Source organism: Clostridium intestinale DSM 6191, assembly GCF_900130055.1.
In the GTDB taxonomy this organism is placed as follows: Bacteria; Bacillota; Clostridia; order Clostridiales; family Clostridiaceae; genus Clostridium_T; species Clostridium_T intestinale.
Genome location: NZ_FQXU01000005.1, coordinates 515,365 through 535,211 on the forward strand (window position 1 = coordinate 515,365; position 19,847 = coordinate 535,211).

Sequence of the window (19,847 nt, forward strand, 5' to 3'; positions counted from 1 at the left end):
ATTTTTATCATAAAAGGAAACTAAAGCATATATATGTAGTAATATAATAACAATACTTTTAGAGGGAAAAAAATGAGTAAAAAAAGAGAAAGCAAATATAAACCAGGGGTAGGTTATGTTAGCGGTAATAGGGAAAACTTAGCGGAAGATTCTAAAAAAGTTCTTGAAGATATAAAGGATATATATGAAAGTTCTAAATTAAAGAAGAATATAGAGTCAGGAAAAATAGGTAATATGAAAATCGGAAATATGAAGATAGGAAAGTACATTAGTAAGAAGAAATATTCTTCTATTGAGCTAACACCAACTAAACTTGGGATACTTGGAGTCATGTTTTTAGTTTTGTTATTTTCAGGAGTTGGAATGTTTGGTGTGGTTATTATTTTTCTTTTACTTATCGCATTGAGTATTTGTAAGTAATTCACTAAAGTTAGTAAAATAAATAATTTGCAAAATATACTCTTATATGATAAGATAAATCTTGCGAGTAAGCCAGTCAATCGCTGCTGACTTACGTCAGGAGAGGAAAGTCCGAGCTCCGTAGAGCAGGGTGCTGGTTAACTGCCAGTGGAGGCGACTCTAAGGAAAGTGCAACAGAGATATACCGCCCAAGTTTTTGGGTAAGGGTGGAAAGGTGAGGTAAGAGCTCACCAGCATATAGGTGACTATATGGCTATGTAAACCCCACCTGGAGCAAGACCGAATAGAGAGGCAAATGGGGCTGCTCGTCCCGCCTCTGGGTGTGTCGCTTGAGCCTATTGGGAACAATAGGCCTAGATAGATGATTGACTAATACAGAACTCGGCTTATAGACTTATCTCGCAAAAAAACACTAAGTTTTGAACTTAGTGTTTTTTATTTTGCCACCTAAAAGTTTTTATTATATAATGTATTATTAGATGTTTTAAATTAAGAGCTAATAAGTAGGAGTTATATAATGAAGTTTTTGATAAATTCAAGTGTTTTGCTTATTATTAATATTACATATATGAACTTATTGCTTAGTAGGAGAAAGAGCGTTAAGTACTCATCAGCCATACTTGCTATAAACATACTTATTATGGTTCTTGGCTCAGTAGTTTCAGATATACTTCTTATAGATACTGTTTTTTATAAGTATGTTATATTTCTTTTATTGTGTACTTTAATATTTTATATATATCTAGTTTTTGATGAGCCTATTTCAATTAAAATATTTACCTGCATAACGGTATGGCTCTTTTCTGTAATTATACTTATAATATCAAGCTGTATTGTTGGATTATTCAAAATAGAGGATATAGATGTATACAGACATATATCTATGATTTTAAGAACATCAATTCAACTTTCTATAATACCAGTAATATATTTCTCAAGTAAAATATATAAGGAAATGATTAGACTTGTATCAAGTAGATTTATAGCTATAATCTCTTTGTATAGTATAATAATGTTTCTTTTTTTAGCTAAATTTTATGAACTTAATACAAATAAAGCTATAGTTTCTTATGGTGTTTTTAATAGCATAATGTTTGTGGTTGTAATATTATTATCTTATATAATAATATTTATTGCTATCTATTCAGTAAATAAAAATATGGAATTACAATATAAATTTAAGATTATAGATACTCAAATAGAATTACAAAAGCAAAATTATAATGCTTTAAGTGAATCAATAGAGAACTACTACACATTTAAACATGATATAAGATATCATATCCTTGCAATAAAATCTTTGATAGAAGCTGAAAATTATTCTGGAGCAAAAGAATACATTAGTAAGTTTGATAACAGCGAAATATTCCCAAATGTAGGACGAATATGTGAAAACTTTACTATGGATTCATTTCTTAAATATTATCTTGGAATATCAGCAAAGTATGATATTGACTTTAAAATTGATGTAAATATACCCCAAAATATAAGTATAGAGGAACTAGATTTATTGATAGTTTTAGGAAATTGTATTGAAAATTCTGTGGAGGCTTGCAAAAAAGTTAATATTAAAAATAGAAGATATATAGATCTAAAAGTTTATATTAAAGGACTACAGATGGTAATAAAAATACAAAATAGTTTTGATGGACAGGTTTTAGTGGAGAAAAACTCCATAAAAACAACTAAAGATGAAGAGGGTCATGGTATAGGTTTATCAAGTGTAAAGAAAGTAACTGAGAAATATAAGGGTTATTTTAATACAAAATATAATAATCAAGAATTTCAGGTTAATATTATTATTAATTTGAATTAATTAATAAATCAAGATGGTGATATAAATGATAAATATAGCAGTCTGTGATGATATTAAGGAAGAACTGGAGCTAATATCTTCTTATGTATCAAAAATTATTAACAATATAAATATAGAGTTTAAAATTAGTACTTTTAATGACGGGGAAGAGTTTATTGAGCATGTTAGTTCCTCTAAAGAAAGCTATGACATTGTTTTTTTAGATATTTATATGAAATTTTCTAATGGAATAAACACTGCAAAAAAAATTAGGGAGTTTGACAAGGAGTGTAAAATAATATTTATAACTTCTTCAAAGGAGCATGCAATAGAAAGTTATGAAGTGAGAGCACTATATTATATTTTAAAGCCTATTGAGGAAGATAAATTAAAAGATGCTATATTTATAGCTATAGAGGATTTAAATTTAAATGATAAAAATATTGTTATAAAAAATAAAAAAGGAAGCTATAAAATTATTTATAAAGATATTCTGTATGCAGAAAGCAGTGCTAGAGTAGTTATGATACATTTGGTGTCAGGACAAACTATTAGCTTTTATTCTAAACTTAAGGATTTTATTGAACTTATTCAGGATGATAGATTTATTAGATGTCATAAAAGTTTTGTTGTAAATATGCATCATGTCATAAAAATAGAAGGCAATTATATTTTTATGAGTGGAAATCTCAAAATACCAATAAGCAGCGTAAATTCAGGAACAGTAAAAGAAAAATACTTTAATTACTTATTAAACTAAATAATATATTTGAAATACATGTGAAAGGTTGCATGTATTTTTTTTATTAATTTTTACATTTTAAGACGCAGTTTTTACATTAAATGAGTTTAAATTACAAAATATGATATTTTATAGAAAAGGGACTAAAAGTTATAAAAAAAGATAAGTGAGGAGTGAAAATTATGGTTAATAAAATAATTTGCTGTATGTCTGTAAATAAGGTTACTTTAATATATAAATTATTTAAGGTAGGCTTTAAGTTTCATAATGGTAAAGGAGAAGCTTTTATAGAAATATGATTATTAAAGATATACTAAAATTTAATCTAGTAATATTTCTATAAATATTAAGGGCACAGCCCTTGAAATTTATAAAATGGAGGTTAATTTCTATGGGAGAAGTAATTGTAATAACATCGGGTAAAGGTGGGGTTGGAAAAACTACTACTACAGCTAATATAGGTACGGCATTAGCTGCCTTGGGGAAAAGCGTTGTACTAGTAGATGGAGATACTGGACTTAGAAATTTGGATATACTTTTAGGTCTTGAAAATAGAGTTGTTTACAACTTGGTGGATGTCTTAGATGAAAGATGTAGCTTAAGACAAGCTCTAATAAAAGATAAAAGAAGCGATAGGTTATACTTACTTCCAACGGCTCAAACTAATAATAAAAATGACATAGATCCTTTAAAGATGTTAGAGCTAGTTAATCAGCTTAAACTTTCTTTTGACTATGTGTTAATAGATTGTCCTGCAGGCATTGAGCAAGGATTTGAAAATTCAGTTATAGGTGCTGATAGGGCACTTGTTGTAGTAAACCCAGAACTTACATCAATAAGAGATGCGGATAGAGTTATAGGAATGATTGAAGAGCGAAACATTAGAGACATAAAGCTTATAATAAATAGAATTGACTATGAAATGACTAAAAATGGGGATATGCTAGATGTTGAAGATATAGTTAATAGTTTAAATATAGAATTAATAGGTATTATCATTGATGATAGAGCAATAACAATTGCCACTAATAGAGGAGAGCCAATTACACTAAATAAAAATTCTAAACTTAGAATGTCTTTTATGAGGATTGCTATGAGAATAACTGGTAAGAAGTTGCCATTTAAATATGATGATAAAAGTGATAAATCTTTTAGTTCAACTTTTAGAAAGTTATTTGCTTCAAAATAATAGAGGATAAGTGATGAAAAATTTTTATAATAAAACATCCTCGAAAGAAGTGGCAAGCAAAAGATTGAAACTTATATTAATTAATGACAGGGATAGTTTAAGTTTAGAGTTATTAGAGAAAATAAAAAGTGAAGTAATAATGATAATTGCCAAGTATGTTGAAATACATAATACAGAGGTGGAATTAAAAATAATAAAAAATAGTTCACCTGGAGTTGATTCATCAATACTAGTAGCCAATATACCTATTAAGGTTAATAGATATAGATAAAAGTTCATAAATTTAAAGGTGGATTAGAGTATCCACCTTATTTTGATATTTAAAGTACAACGCTAACAGCGCCATCTTTTTCTTCTAGCTTTCTATTACTTTTAATAACAACTTTATCACGGTATTGATAAGTATCTAATATTAAACCGTTTGGGTACTTAAATAAGTTTCTAGTGTATTCATTAGTTTGTGTAACTTCTGTTTTAACTTGATCAAAATCAACTTCGAATGGTGTAAGAACTTCTATAACGTTAGTAAATGTATATTCAAACATAATTGTCACCCCCTTTAAAAATTAATTCTACATGTAGGATGAAAATCCTTTAATAATAGATTAAAAATTGAATGAGGAATTTTAAACTAAATTTGTGTATAATATATTTATCAAATTTTATAAGGAGTCATAAAATGGATAAGATAATATGTATAGTAGGTGAAAGTGGAAGCGGAAAGTCTACTATTGCAGAAAGATTAGAAAAAGAAGGATATAATTATATACAAAGTTATACAACAAGGAAAAAAAGATATGATGGAGAAAAAGGACATATATTTGTAGATGCTGCTACATACCATGAGTTTGCAAGTAGAGAAGATGAAGTAATAGCTTATACATATTTTAATTCAAATCATTACTGGGCTACTAGAGAGCAATATAGAAATAAAGGTGTATCCGTTTATGTAATTGATCCAATTGGAGTAGATAAAATAAAAACAGAGATAAAAGATGCTAAGATAATAGTACTATATATAAAGACAGATAAAGATATTAGAATTGACAGAATGTGTTTGAGAAAACATAATAGGCTTAATGTTGTGGATGAGGATATTTTGCAAAGAGTAGAGCATGATAGTAAAGCATTTAATATTATAAAATGTGATTATGTTATTGATGGTAACAGAAGTAAGGAAAGTATATTTAGAGATGTTGTTAAAATAATAAATTATAAATAACTATTTTGGAAAACATTAAAAACCTAACCTTCTAATAATACATATAATAATTGAGAATACTATAGAATAATTAGGAGGTGCAAAATTGCAAATAAATGAATATATATTAAATATAAAAGAATTAACAAAGGATTTTATAAAAGAAAACTTAGGAGAATTAATTGATTTTGATGTAATGAGCCTTCCAGAAGAAAGAGGGATTTTCTTTATATATAAAAAAGACAGTAATGAGCTAGAATATATAGGAAGCGCAGATGAAGCTAACTCTAATATTAAAGATACATTATCGGAATATTTAAATCCAGAGTTTACTCAATTAGAATTTCGTAATAAAGTTATGCACAGTATTTATAACTCTATTAATTGGGTGGAAAATGAAATAGGGGAAGAAGTAAAAAATGTAGAACAAATAAACAAAACCATAGAATATATTAAAGGGAATTATAAGATAAGAGTAATAGTATTTCCTTCAGATACAGAGCTTAAAGATATAAAACTTATAAAAAAGGCTTGTATATCTTTAGAAAATCCAAATTTAAATGATTAAAAATGGTAGTTCGCGAATGAACTACCATTTAATTTTAAAGTATAGATCCTAATAAGAACCAAGGAAGTGGATTAAATCCTTGATTAGGGTATGGATGGTAGGGGTAGCCGTAGCCATATCCATGATTCCAATATGGATTCATAGGATATGGATTCATAGGATACGGAGGTCTAGGGTTAGACTTTGATTTTTTCTTTTTTCTCATATCTTGGGAATCCACAAGTTCTGATCCAATAGGCATATAATAAGGATTAAGTACAAAAGGTATTTGGTGAATATCGGTATTAAAAGGGGTATATTCGCTATCTTCGTAGTCGTCATCATAAGATAAAGATCTGAAATAGTTACTGTAATCATCCAGACTCTCAGTTCTTATTTCTTCATCGATATTAACGTACATTTACATCCTCCAAAAAACATTCTTATATGTATAGTGTATAGATTTAGTGATTAAAATGTGAATTAATTATATAGAGAATTTAAAAAAAACTATATAAATCTATATTTGGAAGTTTAAAATGATAATAATTATCTGTTGAAACTATTTATTATTTGATAGTTATAGTGTATAATGAAATAAAATATTTTATAAAAAGGATGGTTGTACATGGAGAATACACAAAACAAAAAACAATGTCGCTGTGGAGGCAATAAATCAGTTGAATTAGTAAAGGATCCAAATGCAACATGCTCATGTGGCAAAAGAAAGTTAAGTGAAAAGAAAGAAGAGGGCTGTGGCTGCGGTTGCGGGTGTAGTTAGTTAAATTTAGCTGTTTAGGAGGTTTTACTTCCTAAACAGCTTTTTTATAGATATATTCTTTTAATTGAACTATCAGCAATAATAGGAGAAAGTTTAACCGTTATTATATCTCCAACTTTTAGATTTGTAGCATCTATTAAGGTATTATCCATGTTTGGCTGACTAATTATATCTATAGGTATATCTTTAAAATATAGTTCCTTTAGAGGTACAAAAAATCTATAGATTATTCTTAGTAGATTTATTAAAGATAAACCATGTCTATTTACAGAACAATAAAAATTATGAATTTTACCGATGGGTAAGACACCGATAAGCATATCTTTCGGGGCTTTATATTTATCTCCATAACCAACAGTATTACCTTTTGAAACCTTAAAAGATTTTAGTATTTTACTTTTAAAAGAATAAGTTTGTTTAAATCCTTTATCTAATCCGCTATATCCATAGAGTAAGTTCCCGATTCTAATAAAATTAGTAAAATCACATGCCTCATATAAAACATCATTTAAAAAGCCATTAGAATTTAAACAATGTATATTAGGAATAATTCCAATATAGGGAGTTACACATCTTTTAAAATTCTCAATCTGCTTTAAAGAATAATTAGTGTTTTTAGTATTATGAAGGTGAGTATAGATACCCTCAATGATAACATTTTTATAATTACTTTTTATATAGTCTATAAACTTAGGAAGTTTATCTATTTCAATTCCAAATCTATTCATACCAGTGTTAACATAAATATGAACTCTATATTGTTTTTCCATATTTAGATAAGATAAATCTTCTTCATCATCTATAGTTAAAATAATATTACTATTTATATCGTTATAATCGTGAAATACGCATAAAGGAGTTAAAACTAAAATATCTTTTTCTATAGTTAGACTTTGAGCTTCTTCTAAAGTTGAAACAGCAAAACTATCAACTAAAGGACTTAAGATGGAAGATATTTCGTTTATACCTAATCCATATGCATTGGATTTAATTACTGCCATAAGTTTTTTTGAAGATTTCTTTTTTATAAGGTCTACATTGTGAATTATTTTATCTTTATAAACCTCACACCATACATTCATATTCATCACCTAATTTAAATATAGCCATAATTTGTTTCGTCTAATACAGTAGTTGTATCTAAGTTGTAAAAAGTAATAGATTATTTTTTTAAGTTACTTCTGATTTCCTTAAACTTTGGAAAGGCAGTTTTATATAGAAAATATAACAACTTACTTCTGATTATATATATTTCTCCTATAAACTCTATGAAGTCACCACCAAAGCCTTTCTTAAACTTATATAGTCCAGAAAGATTTTTGTTTGCTTCAGTAGGTTTAGGGGTTCCTCTAAAGTCATAAAGCTCTAAGCCTAAGTCAATTGAGTGCTTAATCATTTCCCATTGCATTAAATAATTAGGCATAGTATTTCTTAAGATATCGTGTGATGCACCATAGAGATACCAGGCTTTATTCCCATAGTGAGCATAGATAGCTCCACTTAAGTATATAGTTTTACCTTCATATACACTTATGGAGGCGATTTTAGCTTTAGTTTCAAGTATCTGTCTGTCTAGATCTTTAATTGAGTTTTTTAGTTTATCACTTATATTTATGTTTGATGAGTCTTTGTTAAGTTTATCAAGAAGTATATCTTGTTTTGCTCTTAACTCGGTAAGTTTTGCATTCATATATGAAAAATCTTTTTCATAATCATATTTAACTAAATACATGGTTATGTTAGGATGCAATTTATTTAAAAGTATATTAAAATAATTCCTGTCTCTTATTAAAAAACCATCTCGTTTGCCTGTTATTTTCATAAGTTCATAAAAGTTAGTTAATGTTTCCTGAGATATGTTAGTGGAATCATAACACTCAGTAGTTAAACCTCTAGAAGAAGCTGTTTTTATATTACGTTTAGTAGTTGAAGAAAATTTATTAAATGTAGCTGCTTTTATAGTATCTTTATCCCATTTAGGAAGAGCTAGTCTAAAAACAGTCCCAGGTTGTATAGAATCAAAATTAGTAGATGAGTTAACTTTGATTTTTTTTGAGGATAAAAATTTAAGTAATTTAGCCGACTTAGAGTTTATGGAGTCATTAACTTTGTAAGGAATGTCAGGATCTAAAGTTATAAAAGCTATCTTATTATCTTTCATAAACTTATCTAGGTATCTAAAAAATTCTTCTAAGAGGGTTTCATTTTCATAATTACAAATAAACCCTCTAGGAATATAACCTATATATCTAGGTAGAAAGGGCAGTTTTCTTATTAGGATTAAAGAACTTAGAACCATCTCATCGGTGTTTTCTTTAAAGCCTCCAATATATTTAGAAATCCAACTTTCTTTAACTTCTCCCCAGTTAGAACATTGAAATAAATGCCCTTTTTGAGAAGAATAGTTGAAATTATTAAGTTCATCTTTTGATATATCTTTAAAAATATACATATTAAAACCTCCTAGGAAAAGAGTTCCTAGGAGGTATTTTATAATACTGATGTATCAAAATAACTAGATATTGTATCTAAGTTGTAAATTATTTGAAGGAGAAAGTATAGATAACATTGTTTCCATTATAGCCATCAGTGATTTGAAAAGCTAGTTTGTTATCGTTACTCCAGCTTATGTTTGAGATAGAGTTTTTGTTTCGAAATATTTCTGTAGCAGTTAAGTTAGGATCATTTAAATTAATTACACTTAACTTTGCTAAATTACCATTTTCAACTAATGACAACATGCTTTTATCATTACTAATGTTAATATAAAACCATGTTGAAGATGATGTGATTGTTTTAAGCTTTTTATGTTTTTCAGTATCATATATAAATATAGAGTTTTCATCTATATTAGTAAGTAGAAGTAGATTATTATTGATAACGTATATTTCAGGACTAAGATACTTATCACTAAGTATTTTTTCAGGGGTCATATCTTTTTTACTCATCTTGTAAATTGAATACATACCTAATTTATAATCGTAATAAGAAAAATAATAAGTTGAACCATCATTTGATATAAAAATTGATGATATTTCAGCTGTATTTATTCCTGAAGATTTATCAAGAAAAGTGTGAGTGCTTTTGCTTTCAATATCATAAATGACTAAACTGTTAGAAGTATATGATTTTGCTATAAATCCACTACCATCAGGAAGCCACCTCATAGGATACAATCCGTCTAGAATTGGGGTAGAGGTATTATCTAGAAGGGAATAATAATAATATCTATTTCGATAGTTATACATTTTTTTATATTCATCTGGATTAAGACCTCTAATAAATTCATTAGTGTATTCTTCTGTACTTTCATATAAAAATCCATTGCCTAAAGGGGATACCTTGAAATCAGAAGATAAATTTTTAATATCTAGTTTTGTAGAAGAATTAGTTTTTGTATTTAAGATCTCTACATAGACATTTGAAGGGTAAGAAAAAAACATGCTTGCTAGAATAATTTCATCATTATTTATCCAGAAACTGTTGTCAAAAGTTTTATCAATATTAAAGCTGTCTGTAGAATCTATTTTAACATAAGAGGAAGAGTCCTCAATAGATGAAATATTAATAGGTCTATCATTAAGTACTATAGTATTTGTTTTTTTTCTAAAAATAGATGTTGGATTAAACCATAATGAAAGTATAGAGAAAGAAATAAATAAGACTAAAACTTTTAATACAAAATGTTTTTTCATCTCTAAACCTCCATTTTAGGAAAAGTAAGTGTAACCTTAGTTCCAACATTGACCTTACTTTTAATATCTATAGAAGCATTGTGTTTAGTTAAAATGTTTTTAACAATGCTTAACCCTAAACCTGTACTTCCTTTTTCTTTAGACTCAATCTTAGTAGCTCTATAAAAAGGTGAAAATATATTTTCTAGCTCAGTTTGTTTAATACCTATACCTTCATCTTGAACTATAAGTTTATAAGATGAATTTTCAGTTAAAGAAGTAATCTTAATAGAAGAGTTAGGATAACCGTATTTTATAGAGTTATCTAGAATATTTATTATAACTTCTTTAATCTTATCTTCATCACCATATATAGTCATATCAGCAAGTACATTTAAGTTTATAGATATACCATATCTATGAGCCTTAATACTTAGTTCTTCTGCAGTACTTTTTATGACTTTAGATAAGTTTAATTCTTTAAACTCATAACTAAAATCATTTGATGAGCTTTTAGATAGTTCGAGAAGTTGAACAACCATACGATTTAATCTATTTCCTTCAGAAACAATCTTATTAACGCCTCTATTAAAAAACTCTTCATCTGTAAAACCGTTATCTTTTAAGATTTCACCATAACCAACAATTGTTGTTATAGGAGTTTTAAGTTCATGAGTAACATTGTCAAAGAAGTTTTTTTGCTGAGCAGACAACTCTTTCAAAGTATCTCTATCTTTACTTATGATGTCTAGTTGACTCTTTATCTTATCAACCATGAGTTTAAAACTCTTACTTAACTTACTTACTTCATCTTTGTTAGAGTTAGTTTTAAGGGAGACATTCCAGTTGCCTTCTGTAATCTTTTCTGCTTGAGTTGTAAGAGTTGTTATGGGTTTTGTTATTTGCTTAGAAATTAAGTAAGAAAGAAACACACTTACAATGAATATAAACACAGAAACTGGAATAACTCTGTTTAAGAAGCCGTAACTTTGACTAAATAAGTAAGTATAATCTCTAGAATATCTCATAACAGCGATAACTCCATCATTACTAACTATTGGATAAGAAAAATAAACTGTAGTTTCTTGGTTTTTGTTATCAATAGTATAGGATATGTTTCCAGCTAAGGCTTGAGTTAAATCTTTAGAGTTAGTCAAAGAACTATTTCCCATAGAGTATAAAACTTGAGAGCCAGTGTTATATAAAGTTACACTAGTACCTAGCTTATTACTGATTTCTTTAGATAGGTTAGGGGCTTCAATCCTAATAGAAGTCTCATTAAGCTCTATTGTTTTTCCCAGGAAATATTGCTTCAAATATAAATCAATACCATTTTTGGTATCAGTTACTTCTTTATTAATAAAATACTCATTATTACTATTTAAAACTTCGTAAGATGAACTTATTAAAGCCATTAGGGAAATAGATGTAATAAATATAAATGAGATTAAAAGTTTGTTTCTTATAGATAAACTCATATTCACCTCTTAATTAACAAGCTTATAGCCAATGCCAAAAGCTGTTTCTATAATAGAGTTGTTCTTATTTTCATCAAGTTTTTTTCTTACTCTTTGAACATGGATATCAACAGTTCTAGTATCACATACAAAATCTATTCCCCACACACTATCTAAAATCTGACTTCTTGAAAGTATTCTTCCTTTATTTTGAGCTAAGTAAAGTAGTAGGTCATACTCTTTATTAGTTAAGTCAACAATACTATTATCCTTAATTACAGAACGCTCATCTGTATGAATTTCTATATTATCTCTTAATTTAATTACATTAGAGTTATAAGAAGAAACATTAGAAGAGATTAGTTCAATTCTCCTAAACAAAGCTTTAACTCTTGCTATAACTTCTCTTATATTAAAGGGTTTAGTTATATAATCATCAGCACCTAATTCAATTCCTAAAATCTTATCTACTGGATCAGATTTAGCTGTTATCATAATTATAGGTACATTGTAGTTTTTAGTTATTAATTTACATAAATCCAAACCATTTATATCAGGTAACATTAAATCTAAAATAACTAAGTTAGGAATAAACTTATCTAATAGCTCACGAGCCATAGTTCCATTATTAGCAACTTTAGTCACAAAACCCTCTTTACTAAGAGCATAAGAAAGAATATCTCCTATAGACTCTTCATCTTCAACAATCAAAATTTTTTTATTCATGTTTAACACCTCGCATAAACATAGCTTAAACTTATTTTAGCATATAATACTTAATTTAAAGATAGGAACACCTAATTTGTTACAATACTGATACAAGTTAAGATAAAAGATTAATAATTATTTTAAAATATTTAAATAATAGTAAAAATTACATTTATATAGTAGCTTAAGTGTGATAAAATAATGTCGATAATTAAAACACAGGCATGATAAATAATACGGAGTTTTGTCATTTATCACAATAAAAGGGGGAATTTAATTGCCTAGAAACAGGAAAATGAACATAAGAGGGATACGTACTAAGCTTATGGTTAGTCTTATATCCATATGTCTAATACCATTAGTTATATTAGGATTGTCAAATTATAGACAAGCAAAAAACACTTTAAGTAAAAATTTCGAACTTACAAGTAAACAAACAGTACATGAAATTAATACATCACTTAATTATTACTTTGATGCGATGTCTATTCAACTAAAGATGGCAAGTCAAAATGTTAACTTTACAAAACCAGAAGGTACTGCTGATAGAAGTCAGTATACTGAAGCTTACTTAAAAGATATAAAAGCAAGTAATGTTGATGTTTTAAATGCTTATTATGGTACAGAAAGTGGAAAGTTTTTAGTTTACCCTAAAGTTGAATTACCTAGCGACTTTAACCATAAAGAAAGAGATTGGTATAAAGAAGCTATTAAAAATAAAGGAAAAGTTTTCTATACAAGTCCCTATGTAGATGTAGCAACCGGACAAACAGTTGTAAGTTTAGTTCAAACTGTAGAAGATAATGGTACTATTGTAGGGGTTGTAGGAGTTGATGTTTCACTTGAGAGAATGACAAATGTTTTTGAAAGTTCTAAAGTTGGAAAAAATGGCTATGCGTATATAAGCGATAGTAACGGAATTATAATAGCACACCCAAATAAAGAGATAGTAGGTACAGAAGAAGCAAGTAAGCTTTCAGTTTGGAATTACATAAAAACAAGCACAAGTGGATTTACAGATTATGAATATAATGGTGATAAGAAGTATGCAACTTTCACAACTAATGAAAACACTGGTTGGAAGATAATTGGTTCAATGAGTGAAGATGAAATAAGTGAAGATGTAAATTCAATAAATAATGCAATGTTTATTACAATAGGTGTAATGATTTTAATATCAACTATCTTATCATATTTTTTAAGTAAATCAATGGCAAGTCATGCAAAGGCATTAAGAGATGCCTTTAGTAAAACAGCAAAAGGTGACTTAACAACTCGAGTAGATATAAAGTCAGGAGATGAATTTGGATTCTTAGGAAAAGACTTCAATATGATGATAGATAATATATCTGGTCTTATGTCAGAAGTTAAAGTGTCATCAGAAGTTGTATTAGAAACTTCAACAAACCTTGCAGCTATGGCAGGAGAAACAACAATATCCATAACTCAAGTTTCTAGAGCAATAGAAGAAATATCTCAAGGTGCTACAGAACAAGCATCTAATGCTCAAGATGGTGCAATGGGTATGAGTGTATTATCAGAAGGAATAGATGAAATTGCAGATACCACAAACCATTTAGAACAAGTAGCCTATGATGCATTAGATTTAGGACACATTGGATTAGATGTAGTTAAGGAACTTGCAGGTAAGTCAGACAGGACTAAAGAAGCTTCTAATGAAGTTAGTCAAATAGTTACAGACATGAGTCAGAAAACAGAACAAATTAATATGATTTCTGATGCTATAGCAGATATTACTGAACAAACAAACCTTTTATCTTTAAATGCAAGCATTGAAGCTGCAAGAGCAGGTGAAGCTGGAAGAGGTTTTGCAGTAGTAGCAGATGAAATAAGAAAACTTGCAGAACAGTCTAAACAATCAACAGAGGAAATCAGAAAAATAATTGAAAGCATACAAACTATGTCTAAAAATGCAGCTAAGGCAATGAATGAATCAAATGATTTAGTAAAAGATCAGGATATAGCAGTAGAAGAGACAGAAAAGATATTCATGAAAATATTGGATGCTATAAATGATTTGACTGAAAGAATCAAACAAATAGGTAGTTCGGCAAAAGTAATTGATGCTAAAAAAGATGAAGTAGTAGGTCAAATTGAAAATATATCTTCTGTATCAGAAGAAACTGCTTCAGCATCAGAAGAAGTATCAGCTTCAACAGAAGAAATAAATGCAACTATGGACGAAGTTACAAGATATGCACAAGATCTTCAAGAGTTAGCTAAAGCTCTTGAATTAGGAATACAAAGATTTAAATTATAGTAAAAAAGGTCATTCTACTTAGGTGGAATGGCCTTTTTATTTTATCGATATGAAATAAGTAAAAAATATTATTATATAAAAATAATTATGAGAAAATATTGTAAAATAGCCTATAAAATAGTATAATTTTAAAAAGTAATATTTTAGGGGGTGAAATTATGGTTAGTGAATTATTTATAAATACACTGTTACTTATTTCTTTTACATTCATAGGAGAACATTTATTAAAGGAATTACCTCAAAATATTATGAAAGATGTAAAAGAAAGAATATTATTAGGAATAGCTGGAGGAATATTAGGTATTTTCATGATGATCTATACCATAAATATTGTTCAAACGCAAACATTCTTAGATCTTAGAATATTAACTATAATGATTGTGGATATAGTAGGGGGAATAGCAAGCGCTGCAATATCAGGAGTAATTATTTTATTTTTTCGTATAAATTATTTTGGATTAAATCAATCTTCTTTAGTTGCAATTATTCAAGTGATATTGTGTCTAATATGCTTTTATATTCTAAATAAAAAAATTAAAGAGTTTAATAAAAGATGGTTTACAGCCTTGGGAATTTCATGGGTGATTTTATTTTTAACTTATGGATATTTGTTAAATGAAGTAGAAAAAAAATATTTAATTATATCAGAATTTTCTATAGCCTTTTTACTAGCAGGAACACTAGAATATTTTTTATTAAAATACGTTCAGGAATCCAATGAACTCTATAGAATATACAAAAAAAATTCCACTCAAGATTTTTTAACTGGACTAAATAATACGAGGAATTTTGATAAATTAGTAAATGAAACTTTTGTACAAGCTAAGGAAAATAAATTTGATTTATCTTGTTTTATGGTAGATATAGATCATTTTAAAAAAGTAAACGATACTTATGGACATCCTGTAGGAGATATAGTTCTAAAGGAATTAGCATATATTCTTAAAAATAACTGTAGATCTTTTGATATTATAGGTAGAGTTGGAGGAGAAGAGTTTTGTATATTGCTTTTAGATTGTGGACAAGAAGAAGCCTTTCAAATAGCATCAAGAATAAGAAAAGCAGTAAAAATATATGATTTTGAAATTGGGAATAAAGAGTATATTAACATAACTGTATCCATAGGAGTATCAACTTATCCAGATAAAGTATTTGATTTAGATAAGTTAAAGGAAATGGCAGATAGAGCACTATATACAGCAAAAAGAACTGGAAGAGATAAGATTTGTAATGATGATAGATGTATATTTGAGATATAGTAATTTTAGCTAAAAGAGTGAGACAAACTTATTAAAAGAAGATTTGTAGCACTCTTTTTATGAGATAAAATTACATATATTTGTTTTTTCTAAATAAATATATTTCTATGATTATTATTAAAATTAATAAAACCATAGATAAGGTAAAACCATAATAGTTATGAAGAAGAGGCATAATATCAAAGTTCATACCAAATATACCTGTAATTATAGTTGCAGGTAGGGATATAACAGTAATTATAGTTAAAACTTGCATTGTTTTATTCATCTTATTAGATGATAGGGAGTTATACATATCTATACAAGAATATATGGAGGATTCTATATTTTCAACCATGTTTATAGTATTATCTAGAACAAAAATCAACTTTTCATATAGAGGTAAATCGTCTAACTCATCATCAAGATAACTTATCATAGACTTATAGAAAGTAGTATTTCTTTTTATTAAGGAACTTTCTTTTTTCATTATAAGAAGTTTTTTGAAATCAATATGACCTTTATCTATAGCTTTCTCAAATAGTTCATTTAAATCATCTTCTAAACCTAATAAGGTATCAGTGTAGGTTATAGCTAGATATTGAAAAAGGAAAAGTAATATAATTTTAGCATCAAACCTACCATAGATAGAGCCTTTTTCTTTTAAAAAATCTATAAAATCATCTTCTTCAAAATCTAAAATAAGAATATCATTATCTATAACTGCACGTATTTGTATATTGAGATTATTAGTATTATAGGGAATCTTTAAAAATATGTTCTTTTTATCCTTTACAACTATATCAGTATGTATATTAGTAGTAAATTTTTCGCCCATACTTATGGTGTGATCTTCATCAATTATATAAGAAACTAAATTTGGAATATCTTTATTCAATTCTTTATCATATTCAATATTTAAATCGGAGAAAATAAGTGTGCTCATGTATTCACCATCCTTAAAAATAATTTTAACACAAATAATATATAGAGCAACTTTAAAAAAATTAGTAAGTAATATATAATTAGCTTAAATATAAACTAAAATATTGGAGGTAGTCTAATGGCAAAAATATTTGATACTTTTAAAATCAAAAACATAACTTTTAAAAACAGAATTATGATGGCACCTATGTGCATGTATTCAAGTGATGAAAGTGGAGAAGTTAAGGATTTTCATATTCATCACTATATAACAAGAGCAATAGGAGGAGTTGGCGGAATAATTATTGAAGCTACAGCTGTTGAAGAAAGAGGTGTAATATCTCAAAAAGACTTAGGTATATGGAAGGATGAACACATAGAAGGATTAAAAAAGCTAACAGATTCAGTTAAAGCTTATGGAGCACCAATAGGAATTCAACTAGCTCATGCAGGAAGAAAATCTGAATATCCAGGAGATATAGTTGCGCCATCTGAGATAGCTTTTGACGATAAAAGCAAAACTCCTAAAGAGTTAACAAAGGAAGAAATCAAAGATGTAGTAGAGTCATTTAAGAAAGGTGCCCTTAGAGCTGTAAAAGCAGGATTTGATTTTATAGAAGTACATGGAGCTCATGGATATTTAATAAATGAGTTTTTATCACCATTATCAAATAAAAGAGAAGATGAATATGGTGGAAGTTTAGAAAATAGGACTAAATTCTTAGATGAAGTATTAAAAGCAATAAAAGAAGTAGTTCAAGAAACTATGCCTATAGTTTTAAGAGTATCTGCTTCAGACTTTACTGAAGGTGGAAACACTCCAGAAGATACATCTAAGATAATAAACTTAGTAAAAGAAAATGGAATAGATTTAATAAACGTAAGTGCAGGAGCTGTAGTTCATGCAAAAATCAACCTATATCCAGGTTATCAAGTAAAGTTTGCAGAAGTTATTAAGAGAGATACAGGAATACCAGTTATGGCTGGAGGGTTAATCTCAGATAAGAAAATGGTAGATGAGATACTTGGAAATGAAAGAAGCGAGTTTGTCTTCCTAGCTAGATTACTACTTAGAGATCCATATGTAGTTTTAAAATGGGCTAAAGAAGAAGGAAGAGATGACTTAATACCAGAACAATATAAAAGAGGCCTCTAAAAACATAATCATGAAAATCACTCCTTATAGTATATCCTAATTAGGCTAGAAATCACTTTAGCAAAAAAAGACAGGATTTATAAAAAACTATAAACTATAATATAATCAACAGATATAAACAAGGTAGGTGTTTAAGCTTGAACCATGATGCCTGTATTAAAAAATCTATTGAATACATTGAAGACAATTTAGATAACAAAATAGAGTTAAAAGAACTTGCAGATAAAGCTTTTTTATCAAAGTACCATTTTCATAGAGTATTCCATTCTGTTGTTGGGGAACCAGTGGCAGAATATATAAGAAAAAGAAGACTTAAAGAGGCTGCAAGTGAACTAGTAACTACAGATAATAAGATAGTGGATATTGCGTTAAAATATCAGTTCAGTTCTCAAGAGGCCTTTACAAAAGCGTTTAAAAGGATTTATGGAGTTCCTCCAAGAGAATTTAGAACAAGTAAGGTTATGGTATTTGATAGAAGAAGTTCTAATGTAACTAAACTTTCTATGGCAGCATAAAGTTAAAAGGAGTGATAAATATGAGTTATGTACCAATGGTTGTTGAGCAGACTAATAAAGGGGAAAGGTCTTATGACATATATTCAAGACTTCTAAAGGATAGAATAATAATGTTAAATGGACCTGTAACAGATGAAAGTGCAAATACTATAGTTGCTCAGTTATTATTTTTAGAGTCAGATAATCCTGATAAGGATATTAACTTGTATATAAATAGTCCAGGCGGTTCTGTAACAGCAGGTGTGGCTATATATGATACCATGCAGTATATAAAGTCAGATGTATCAACTATATGTTTAGGATTAGCTGCAAGTATGGGCTCTTTTCTATTAACAGCAGGAGCTAAAGGAAAAAGATTCGCACTTCCAAACAGCGAAATCCTTATACATCAACCTTCAGTACATGGAGGTTTTCAAGGACAGGCGACAGATATAAAAATTCATGCTGATTGGTTATTAAAGACTAAAGCTAAGCTAAACAGAATATATAGTGAAAGAACAGGTCAACCTCTTGAAAGAATAGAGCAGGATATGGAGAGAGATTACTATATGACTGCAGAAGAAGCTTTTAAGTATGGAATAGTTGATAAGGTCTTATAAAGAAAACACACTTCTAGGATTTTAGAGGTGTGTTCTTTTTTATAACTAATTACTTTGGGTCGTTATTTTCTCCTCCAGTTGAGAATATAAGATATTCATCTTCACCAACCTTAAGATAGATAGTTCTTGCAGGTCCTTTAAAATCTAAAGTATCACTATAGATTTTTTTGCCTGTAAGTTTATGTAATGGATCAGAAATATAATATTTAGGTTTATTTTCCCCAGTTAATCGTATTGTCTTTTCAGAACTAGGAAAACTAAAGCTGTCAAAAGTCAGTTTAGTTGGATAAGCAAAAATATTAAAAGTTCCGTAGATTGCTCTATTACTAAGCGCAATAAATAACAATAGTAGTATAAAAATTTTCAAAAACCTTAGTTTTGATATTTTCATATTAATCACCATAAAACCTTATTTAAAAGATGTTCTCAACTTAATTATAAAGGGCATTTACAATGTTTTCAATTAATTGGAATAATGGTAAGAAACATTTAAGATATTCATATTTATGTCTAAATAACATTAATCTAAGTAAATTTCCGTGACGATGGTAACATTAGTTACTGAATTTATAAACTTTATTTACTATAATTTAAATATAAGTTAATAGTGGAGGGGTTAA

The 19,847-nt window shown here is 28.0% G+C and carries 22 protein-coding genes and 1 other RNA gene; 14 read left to right on the forward strand and 9 right to left on the reverse strand.

Annotation, left to right across the window (positions count from 1 at the left end; translation table 11 throughout):
• Positions 1-72: 72 nt before the first annotated feature.
• The 6 genes from BUA92_RS09035 (at position 73) to minE (ending at position 4,417) form a co-directional block, all read left to right on the forward strand.
• Positions 73-420, forward strand: a complete 348-nt coding sequence (locus BUA92_RS09035) for a hypothetical protein (protein WP_073018832.1) — start codon at positions 73-75, stop codon at positions 418-420.
• 64 nt (positions 421-484) lie between these two features.
• Positions 485-826, forward strand: an RNA gene (rnpB, locus tag BUA92_RS09040) — RNase P RNA component class A.
• Positions 827-937: 111 nt separating this feature from the next.
• A complete protein-coding gene (locus BUA92_RS09045; protein WP_073018834.1) occupies positions 938-2,236 on the forward strand; it encodes a sensor histidine kinase in 1,299 nt (432 codons plus the stop codon).
• Between the two features lie 25 nt (positions 2,237-2,261).
• Entirely contained in the window at positions 2,262-2,975 is a 714-nt protein-coding gene (locus BUA92_RS09050; RefSeq protein WP_073018835.1) for a LytR/AlgR family response regulator transcription factor, read from the forward strand.
• 373 nt (positions 2,976-3,348) lie between these two features.
• Positions 3,349-4,146: a septum site-determining protein MinD gene (gene minD / locus BUA92_RS09055; protein WP_073018836.1), complete on the forward strand. Its 798-nt coding sequence runs from the start codon at positions 3,349-3,351 to the stop codon at positions 4,144-4,146.
• A 13-nt stretch (positions 4,147-4,159) separates the two neighbouring features.
• Positions 4,160-4,417 (forward strand): cell division topological specificity factor MinE, encoded by a 258-nt coding sequence (minE, locus tag BUA92_RS09060; protein WP_073018837.1) that lies wholly within the window; start codon positions 4,160-4,162, stop codon positions 4,415-4,417.
• A 49-nt stretch (positions 4,418-4,466) separates the two neighbouring features.
• Here the strand turns inward: minE and BUA92_RS09065 are convergent, their stop codons facing one another.
• On the reverse strand, positions 4,467-4,691 hold the full coding sequence (locus tag BUA92_RS09065) for a hypothetical protein (RefSeq protein WP_073018839.1): 225 nt from the start codon (positions 4,689-4,691) through the stop codon (positions 4,467-4,469).
• 134 nt (positions 4,692-4,825) lie between these two features.
• Here BUA92_RS09065 and BUA92_RS09070 point away from each other — a divergent pair, with 134 nt between their 5' ends.
• Together BUA92_RS09070 and BUA92_RS09075 are read left to right on the forward strand one after the other, a co-directional pair.
• Positions 4,826-5,368, forward strand: a complete 543-nt coding sequence (locus tag BUA92_RS09070; RefSeq protein WP_073018841.1) for an AAA family ATPase — start codon at positions 4,826-4,828, stop codon at positions 5,366-5,368.
• An 85-nt stretch (positions 5,369-5,453) separates the two neighbouring features.
• Positions 5,454-5,915 carry a hypothetical protein gene (locus BUA92_RS09075; RefSeq protein WP_073018844.1) on the forward strand — a complete coding sequence of 154 codons (462 nt, stop codon included), beginning with the start codon at positions 5,454-5,456 and terminating at the stop codon, positions 5,913-5,915.
• 34 nt (positions 5,916-5,949) lie between these two features.
• Here BUA92_RS09075 and BUA92_RS09080 read toward each other — a convergent pair whose 3' ends face one another.
• Positions 5,950-6,315 carry a hypothetical protein gene (locus BUA92_RS09080; protein ID WP_073018847.1) on the reverse strand — a complete coding sequence of 122 codons (366 nt, stop codon included), beginning with the start codon at positions 6,313-6,315 and terminating at the stop codon, positions 5,950-5,952.
• 207 nt (positions 6,316-6,522) lie between these two features.
• Between BUA92_RS09080 and BUA92_RS23255 the strand changes: the two genes are divergently transcribed.
• Complete coding sequence (locus BUA92_RS23255) at positions 6,523-6,675, forward strand: hypothetical protein (protein ID WP_156337820.1); 153 nt, start codon at positions 6,523-6,525, stop codon at positions 6,673-6,675.
• Positions 6,676-6,719: 44 nt separating this feature from the next.
• On the opposite strand, the gene BUA92_RS09085 is transcribed toward BUA92_RS23255, so the two are convergent.
• The 5 genes from BUA92_RS09085 to BUA92_RS09105 all read right to left on the reverse strand — a co-directional run bounded on the left by BUA92_RS09085 (position 6,720) and on the right by BUA92_RS09105 (position 12,532).
• Positions 6,720-7,757, reverse strand: coding sequence for an alanine racemase (locus tag BUA92_RS09085; RefSeq protein WP_175550879.1), 1,038 nt, complete (start codon positions 7,755-7,757; stop codon positions 6,720-6,722).
• Positions 7,758-7,837: 80 nt separating this feature from the next.
• Positions 7,838-9,127, reverse strand: coding sequence for a lipid II:glycine glycyltransferase FemX (locus tag BUA92_RS09090; protein WP_073018852.1), 1,290 nt, complete (start codon positions 9,125-9,127; stop codon positions 7,838-7,840).
• A gap of 88 nt (positions 9,128-9,215) precedes the next feature.
• The gene (locus BUA92_RS09095) at positions 9,216-10,370 is read right to left on the reverse strand and encodes a YncE family protein (RefSeq protein WP_073018854.1); all 1,155 of its coding nucleotides are present in this window, start codon (positions 10,368-10,370) and stop codon (positions 9,216-9,218) included.
• Positions 10,371-10,372: 2 nt separating this feature from the next.
• Positions 10,373-11,827 (reverse strand): sensor histidine kinase, encoded by a 1,455-nt coding sequence (locus BUA92_RS09100; RefSeq protein WP_073018857.1) that lies wholly within the window; start codon positions 11,825-11,827, stop codon positions 10,373-10,375.
• Positions 11,828-11,836: 9 nt separating this feature from the next.
• Positions 11,837-12,532, reverse strand: coding sequence for a response regulator transcription factor (locus tag BUA92_RS09105; RefSeq protein WP_073018860.1), 696 nt, complete (start codon positions 12,530-12,532; stop codon positions 11,837-11,839).
• A 259-nt stretch (positions 12,533-12,791) separates the two neighbouring features.
• Between BUA92_RS09105 and BUA92_RS09110 the strand changes: the two genes are divergently transcribed.
• Complete coding sequence (locus BUA92_RS09110; RefSeq protein ID WP_083553459.1) at positions 12,792-14,795, forward strand: methyl-accepting chemotaxis protein; 2,004 nt, start codon at positions 12,792-12,794, stop codon at positions 14,793-14,795.
• A gap of 158 nt (positions 14,796-14,953) precedes the next feature.
• Positions 14,954-16,054 carry a GGDEF domain-containing protein gene (locus BUA92_RS09115; protein ID WP_073018863.1) on the forward strand — a complete coding sequence of 367 codons (1,101 nt, stop codon included), beginning with the start codon at positions 14,954-14,956 and terminating at the stop codon, positions 16,052-16,054.
• Between the two features lie 70 nt (positions 16,055-16,124).
• Here BUA92_RS09115 and BUA92_RS09120 read toward each other — a convergent pair whose 3' ends face one another.
• Entirely contained in the window at positions 16,125-16,979 is an 855-nt protein-coding gene (locus BUA92_RS09120) for a CorA family divalent cation transporter (RefSeq protein WP_073018865.1), read from the reverse strand.
• 117 nt (positions 16,980-17,096) lie between these two features.
• On the opposite strand from BUA92_RS09120, the gene namA reads away from it, so the two are divergent.
• The 3 genes from namA (at position 17,097) to clpP (ending at position 19,227) form a co-directional block, all read left to right on the forward strand.
• Positions 17,097-18,113 (forward strand): NADPH dehydrogenase NamA, encoded by a 1,017-nt coding sequence (gene namA / locus BUA92_RS09125; RefSeq protein ID WP_073018867.1) that lies wholly within the window; start codon positions 17,097-17,099, stop codon positions 18,111-18,113.
• A 137-nt stretch (positions 18,114-18,250) separates the two neighbouring features.
• Positions 18,251-18,628 carry a helix-turn-helix transcriptional regulator gene (locus BUA92_RS09130; RefSeq protein ID WP_073018869.1) on the forward strand — a complete coding sequence of 126 codons (378 nt, stop codon included), beginning with the start codon at positions 18,251-18,253 and terminating at the stop codon, positions 18,626-18,628.
• Between the two features lie 20 nt (positions 18,629-18,648).
• A complete protein-coding gene (clpP, locus tag BUA92_RS09135) occupies positions 18,649-19,227 on the forward strand; it encodes an ATP-dependent Clp endopeptidase proteolytic subunit ClpP (protein WP_073018871.1) in 579 nt (192 codons plus the stop codon).
• 49 nt (positions 19,228-19,276) lie between these two features.
• Here the strand turns inward: clpP and BUA92_RS09140 are convergent, their stop codons facing one another.
• Complete coding sequence (locus BUA92_RS09140; RefSeq protein WP_073018874.1) at positions 19,277-19,618, reverse strand: hypothetical protein; 342 nt, start codon at positions 19,616-19,618, stop codon at positions 19,277-19,279.
• Positions 19,619-19,847: the final 229 nt, after the last annotated feature.

What these genes read in the sequence shown, in the direction of transcription:
- minE (WP_073018837.1), top strand. Translation starts at nt 4,160, where the DNA reads ATGAAAAATTTTTATAATAAAACATCCTCGAAAGAAGTGGCAAGCAAA.
- namA (WP_073018867.1), top strand. Translation starts at nt 17,097, where the DNA reads ATGGCAAAAATATTTGATACTTTTAAAATCAAAAACATAACTTTTAAA.
- minD (WP_073018836.1), top strand. Translation starts at nt 3,349, where the DNA reads ATGGGAGAAGTAATTGTAATAACATCGGGTAAAGGTGGGGTTGGAAAA.
- BUA92_RS09105 (WP_073018860.1), bottom strand. Translation starts at nt 12,532, where the DNA reads ATGAATAAAAAAATTTTGATTGTTGAAGATGAAGAGTCTATAGGAGAT.
- BUA92_RS09100 (WP_073018857.1), bottom strand. Translation starts at nt 11,827, where the DNA reads ATGAGTTTATCTATAAGAAACAAACTTTTAATCTCATTTATATTTATT.
- clpP (WP_073018871.1), top strand. Translation starts at nt 18,649, where the DNA reads ATGAGTTATGTACCAATGGTTGTTGAGCAGACTAATAAAGGGGAAAGG.
- BUA92_RS09045 (WP_073018834.1), top strand. Translation starts at nt 938, where the DNA reads ATGAAGTTTTTGATAAATTCAAGTGTTTTGCTTATTATTAATATTACA.
- BUA92_RS09115 (WP_073018863.1), top strand. Translation starts at nt 14,954, where the DNA reads ATGGTTAGTGAATTATTTATAAATACACTGTTACTTATTTCTTTTACA.
- BUA92_RS09140 (WP_073018874.1), bottom strand. Translation starts at nt 19,618, where the DNA reads ATGAAAATATCAAAACTAAGGTTTTTGAAAATTTTTATACTACTATTG.
- BUA92_RS09070 (WP_073018841.1), top strand. Translation starts at nt 4,826, where the DNA reads ATGGATAAGATAATATGTATAGTAGGTGAAAGTGGAAGCGGAAAGTCT.
- BUA92_RS09085 (WP_175550879.1), bottom strand. Translation starts at nt 7,757, where the DNA reads ATGAATGTATGGTGTGAGGTTTATAAAGATAAAATAATTCACAATGTA.
- BUA92_RS09065 (WP_073018839.1), bottom strand. Translation starts at nt 4,691, where the DNA reads ATGTTTGAATATACATTTACTAACGTTATAGAAGTTCTTACACCATTC.
- BUA92_RS09095 (WP_073018854.1), bottom strand. Translation starts at nt 10,370, where the DNA reads ATGAAAAAACATTTTGTATTAAAAGTTTTAGTCTTATTTATTTCTTTC.
- BUA92_RS23255 (WP_156337820.1), top strand. Translation starts at nt 6,523, where the DNA reads ATGGAGAATACACAAAACAAAAAACAATGTCGCTGTGGAGGCAATAAA.
- BUA92_RS09080 (WP_073018847.1), bottom strand. Translation starts at nt 6,315, where the DNA reads ATGTACGTTAATATCGATGAAGAAATAAGAACTGAGAGTCTGGATGAT.
- BUA92_RS09120 (WP_073018865.1), bottom strand. Translation starts at nt 16,979, where the DNA reads ATGAGCACACTTATTTTCTCCGATTTAAATATTGAATATGATAAAGAA.
- BUA92_RS09035 (WP_073018832.1), top strand. Translation starts at nt 73, where the DNA reads ATGAGTAAAAAAAGAGAAAGCAAATATAAACCAGGGGTAGGTTATGTT.
- BUA92_RS09050 (WP_073018835.1), top strand. Translation starts at nt 2,262, where the DNA reads ATGATAAATATAGCAGTCTGTGATGATATTAAGGAAGAACTGGAGCTA.
- BUA92_RS09090 (WP_073018852.1), bottom strand. Translation starts at nt 9,127, where the DNA reads ATGTATATTTTTAAAGATATATCAAAAGATGAACTTAATAATTTCAAC.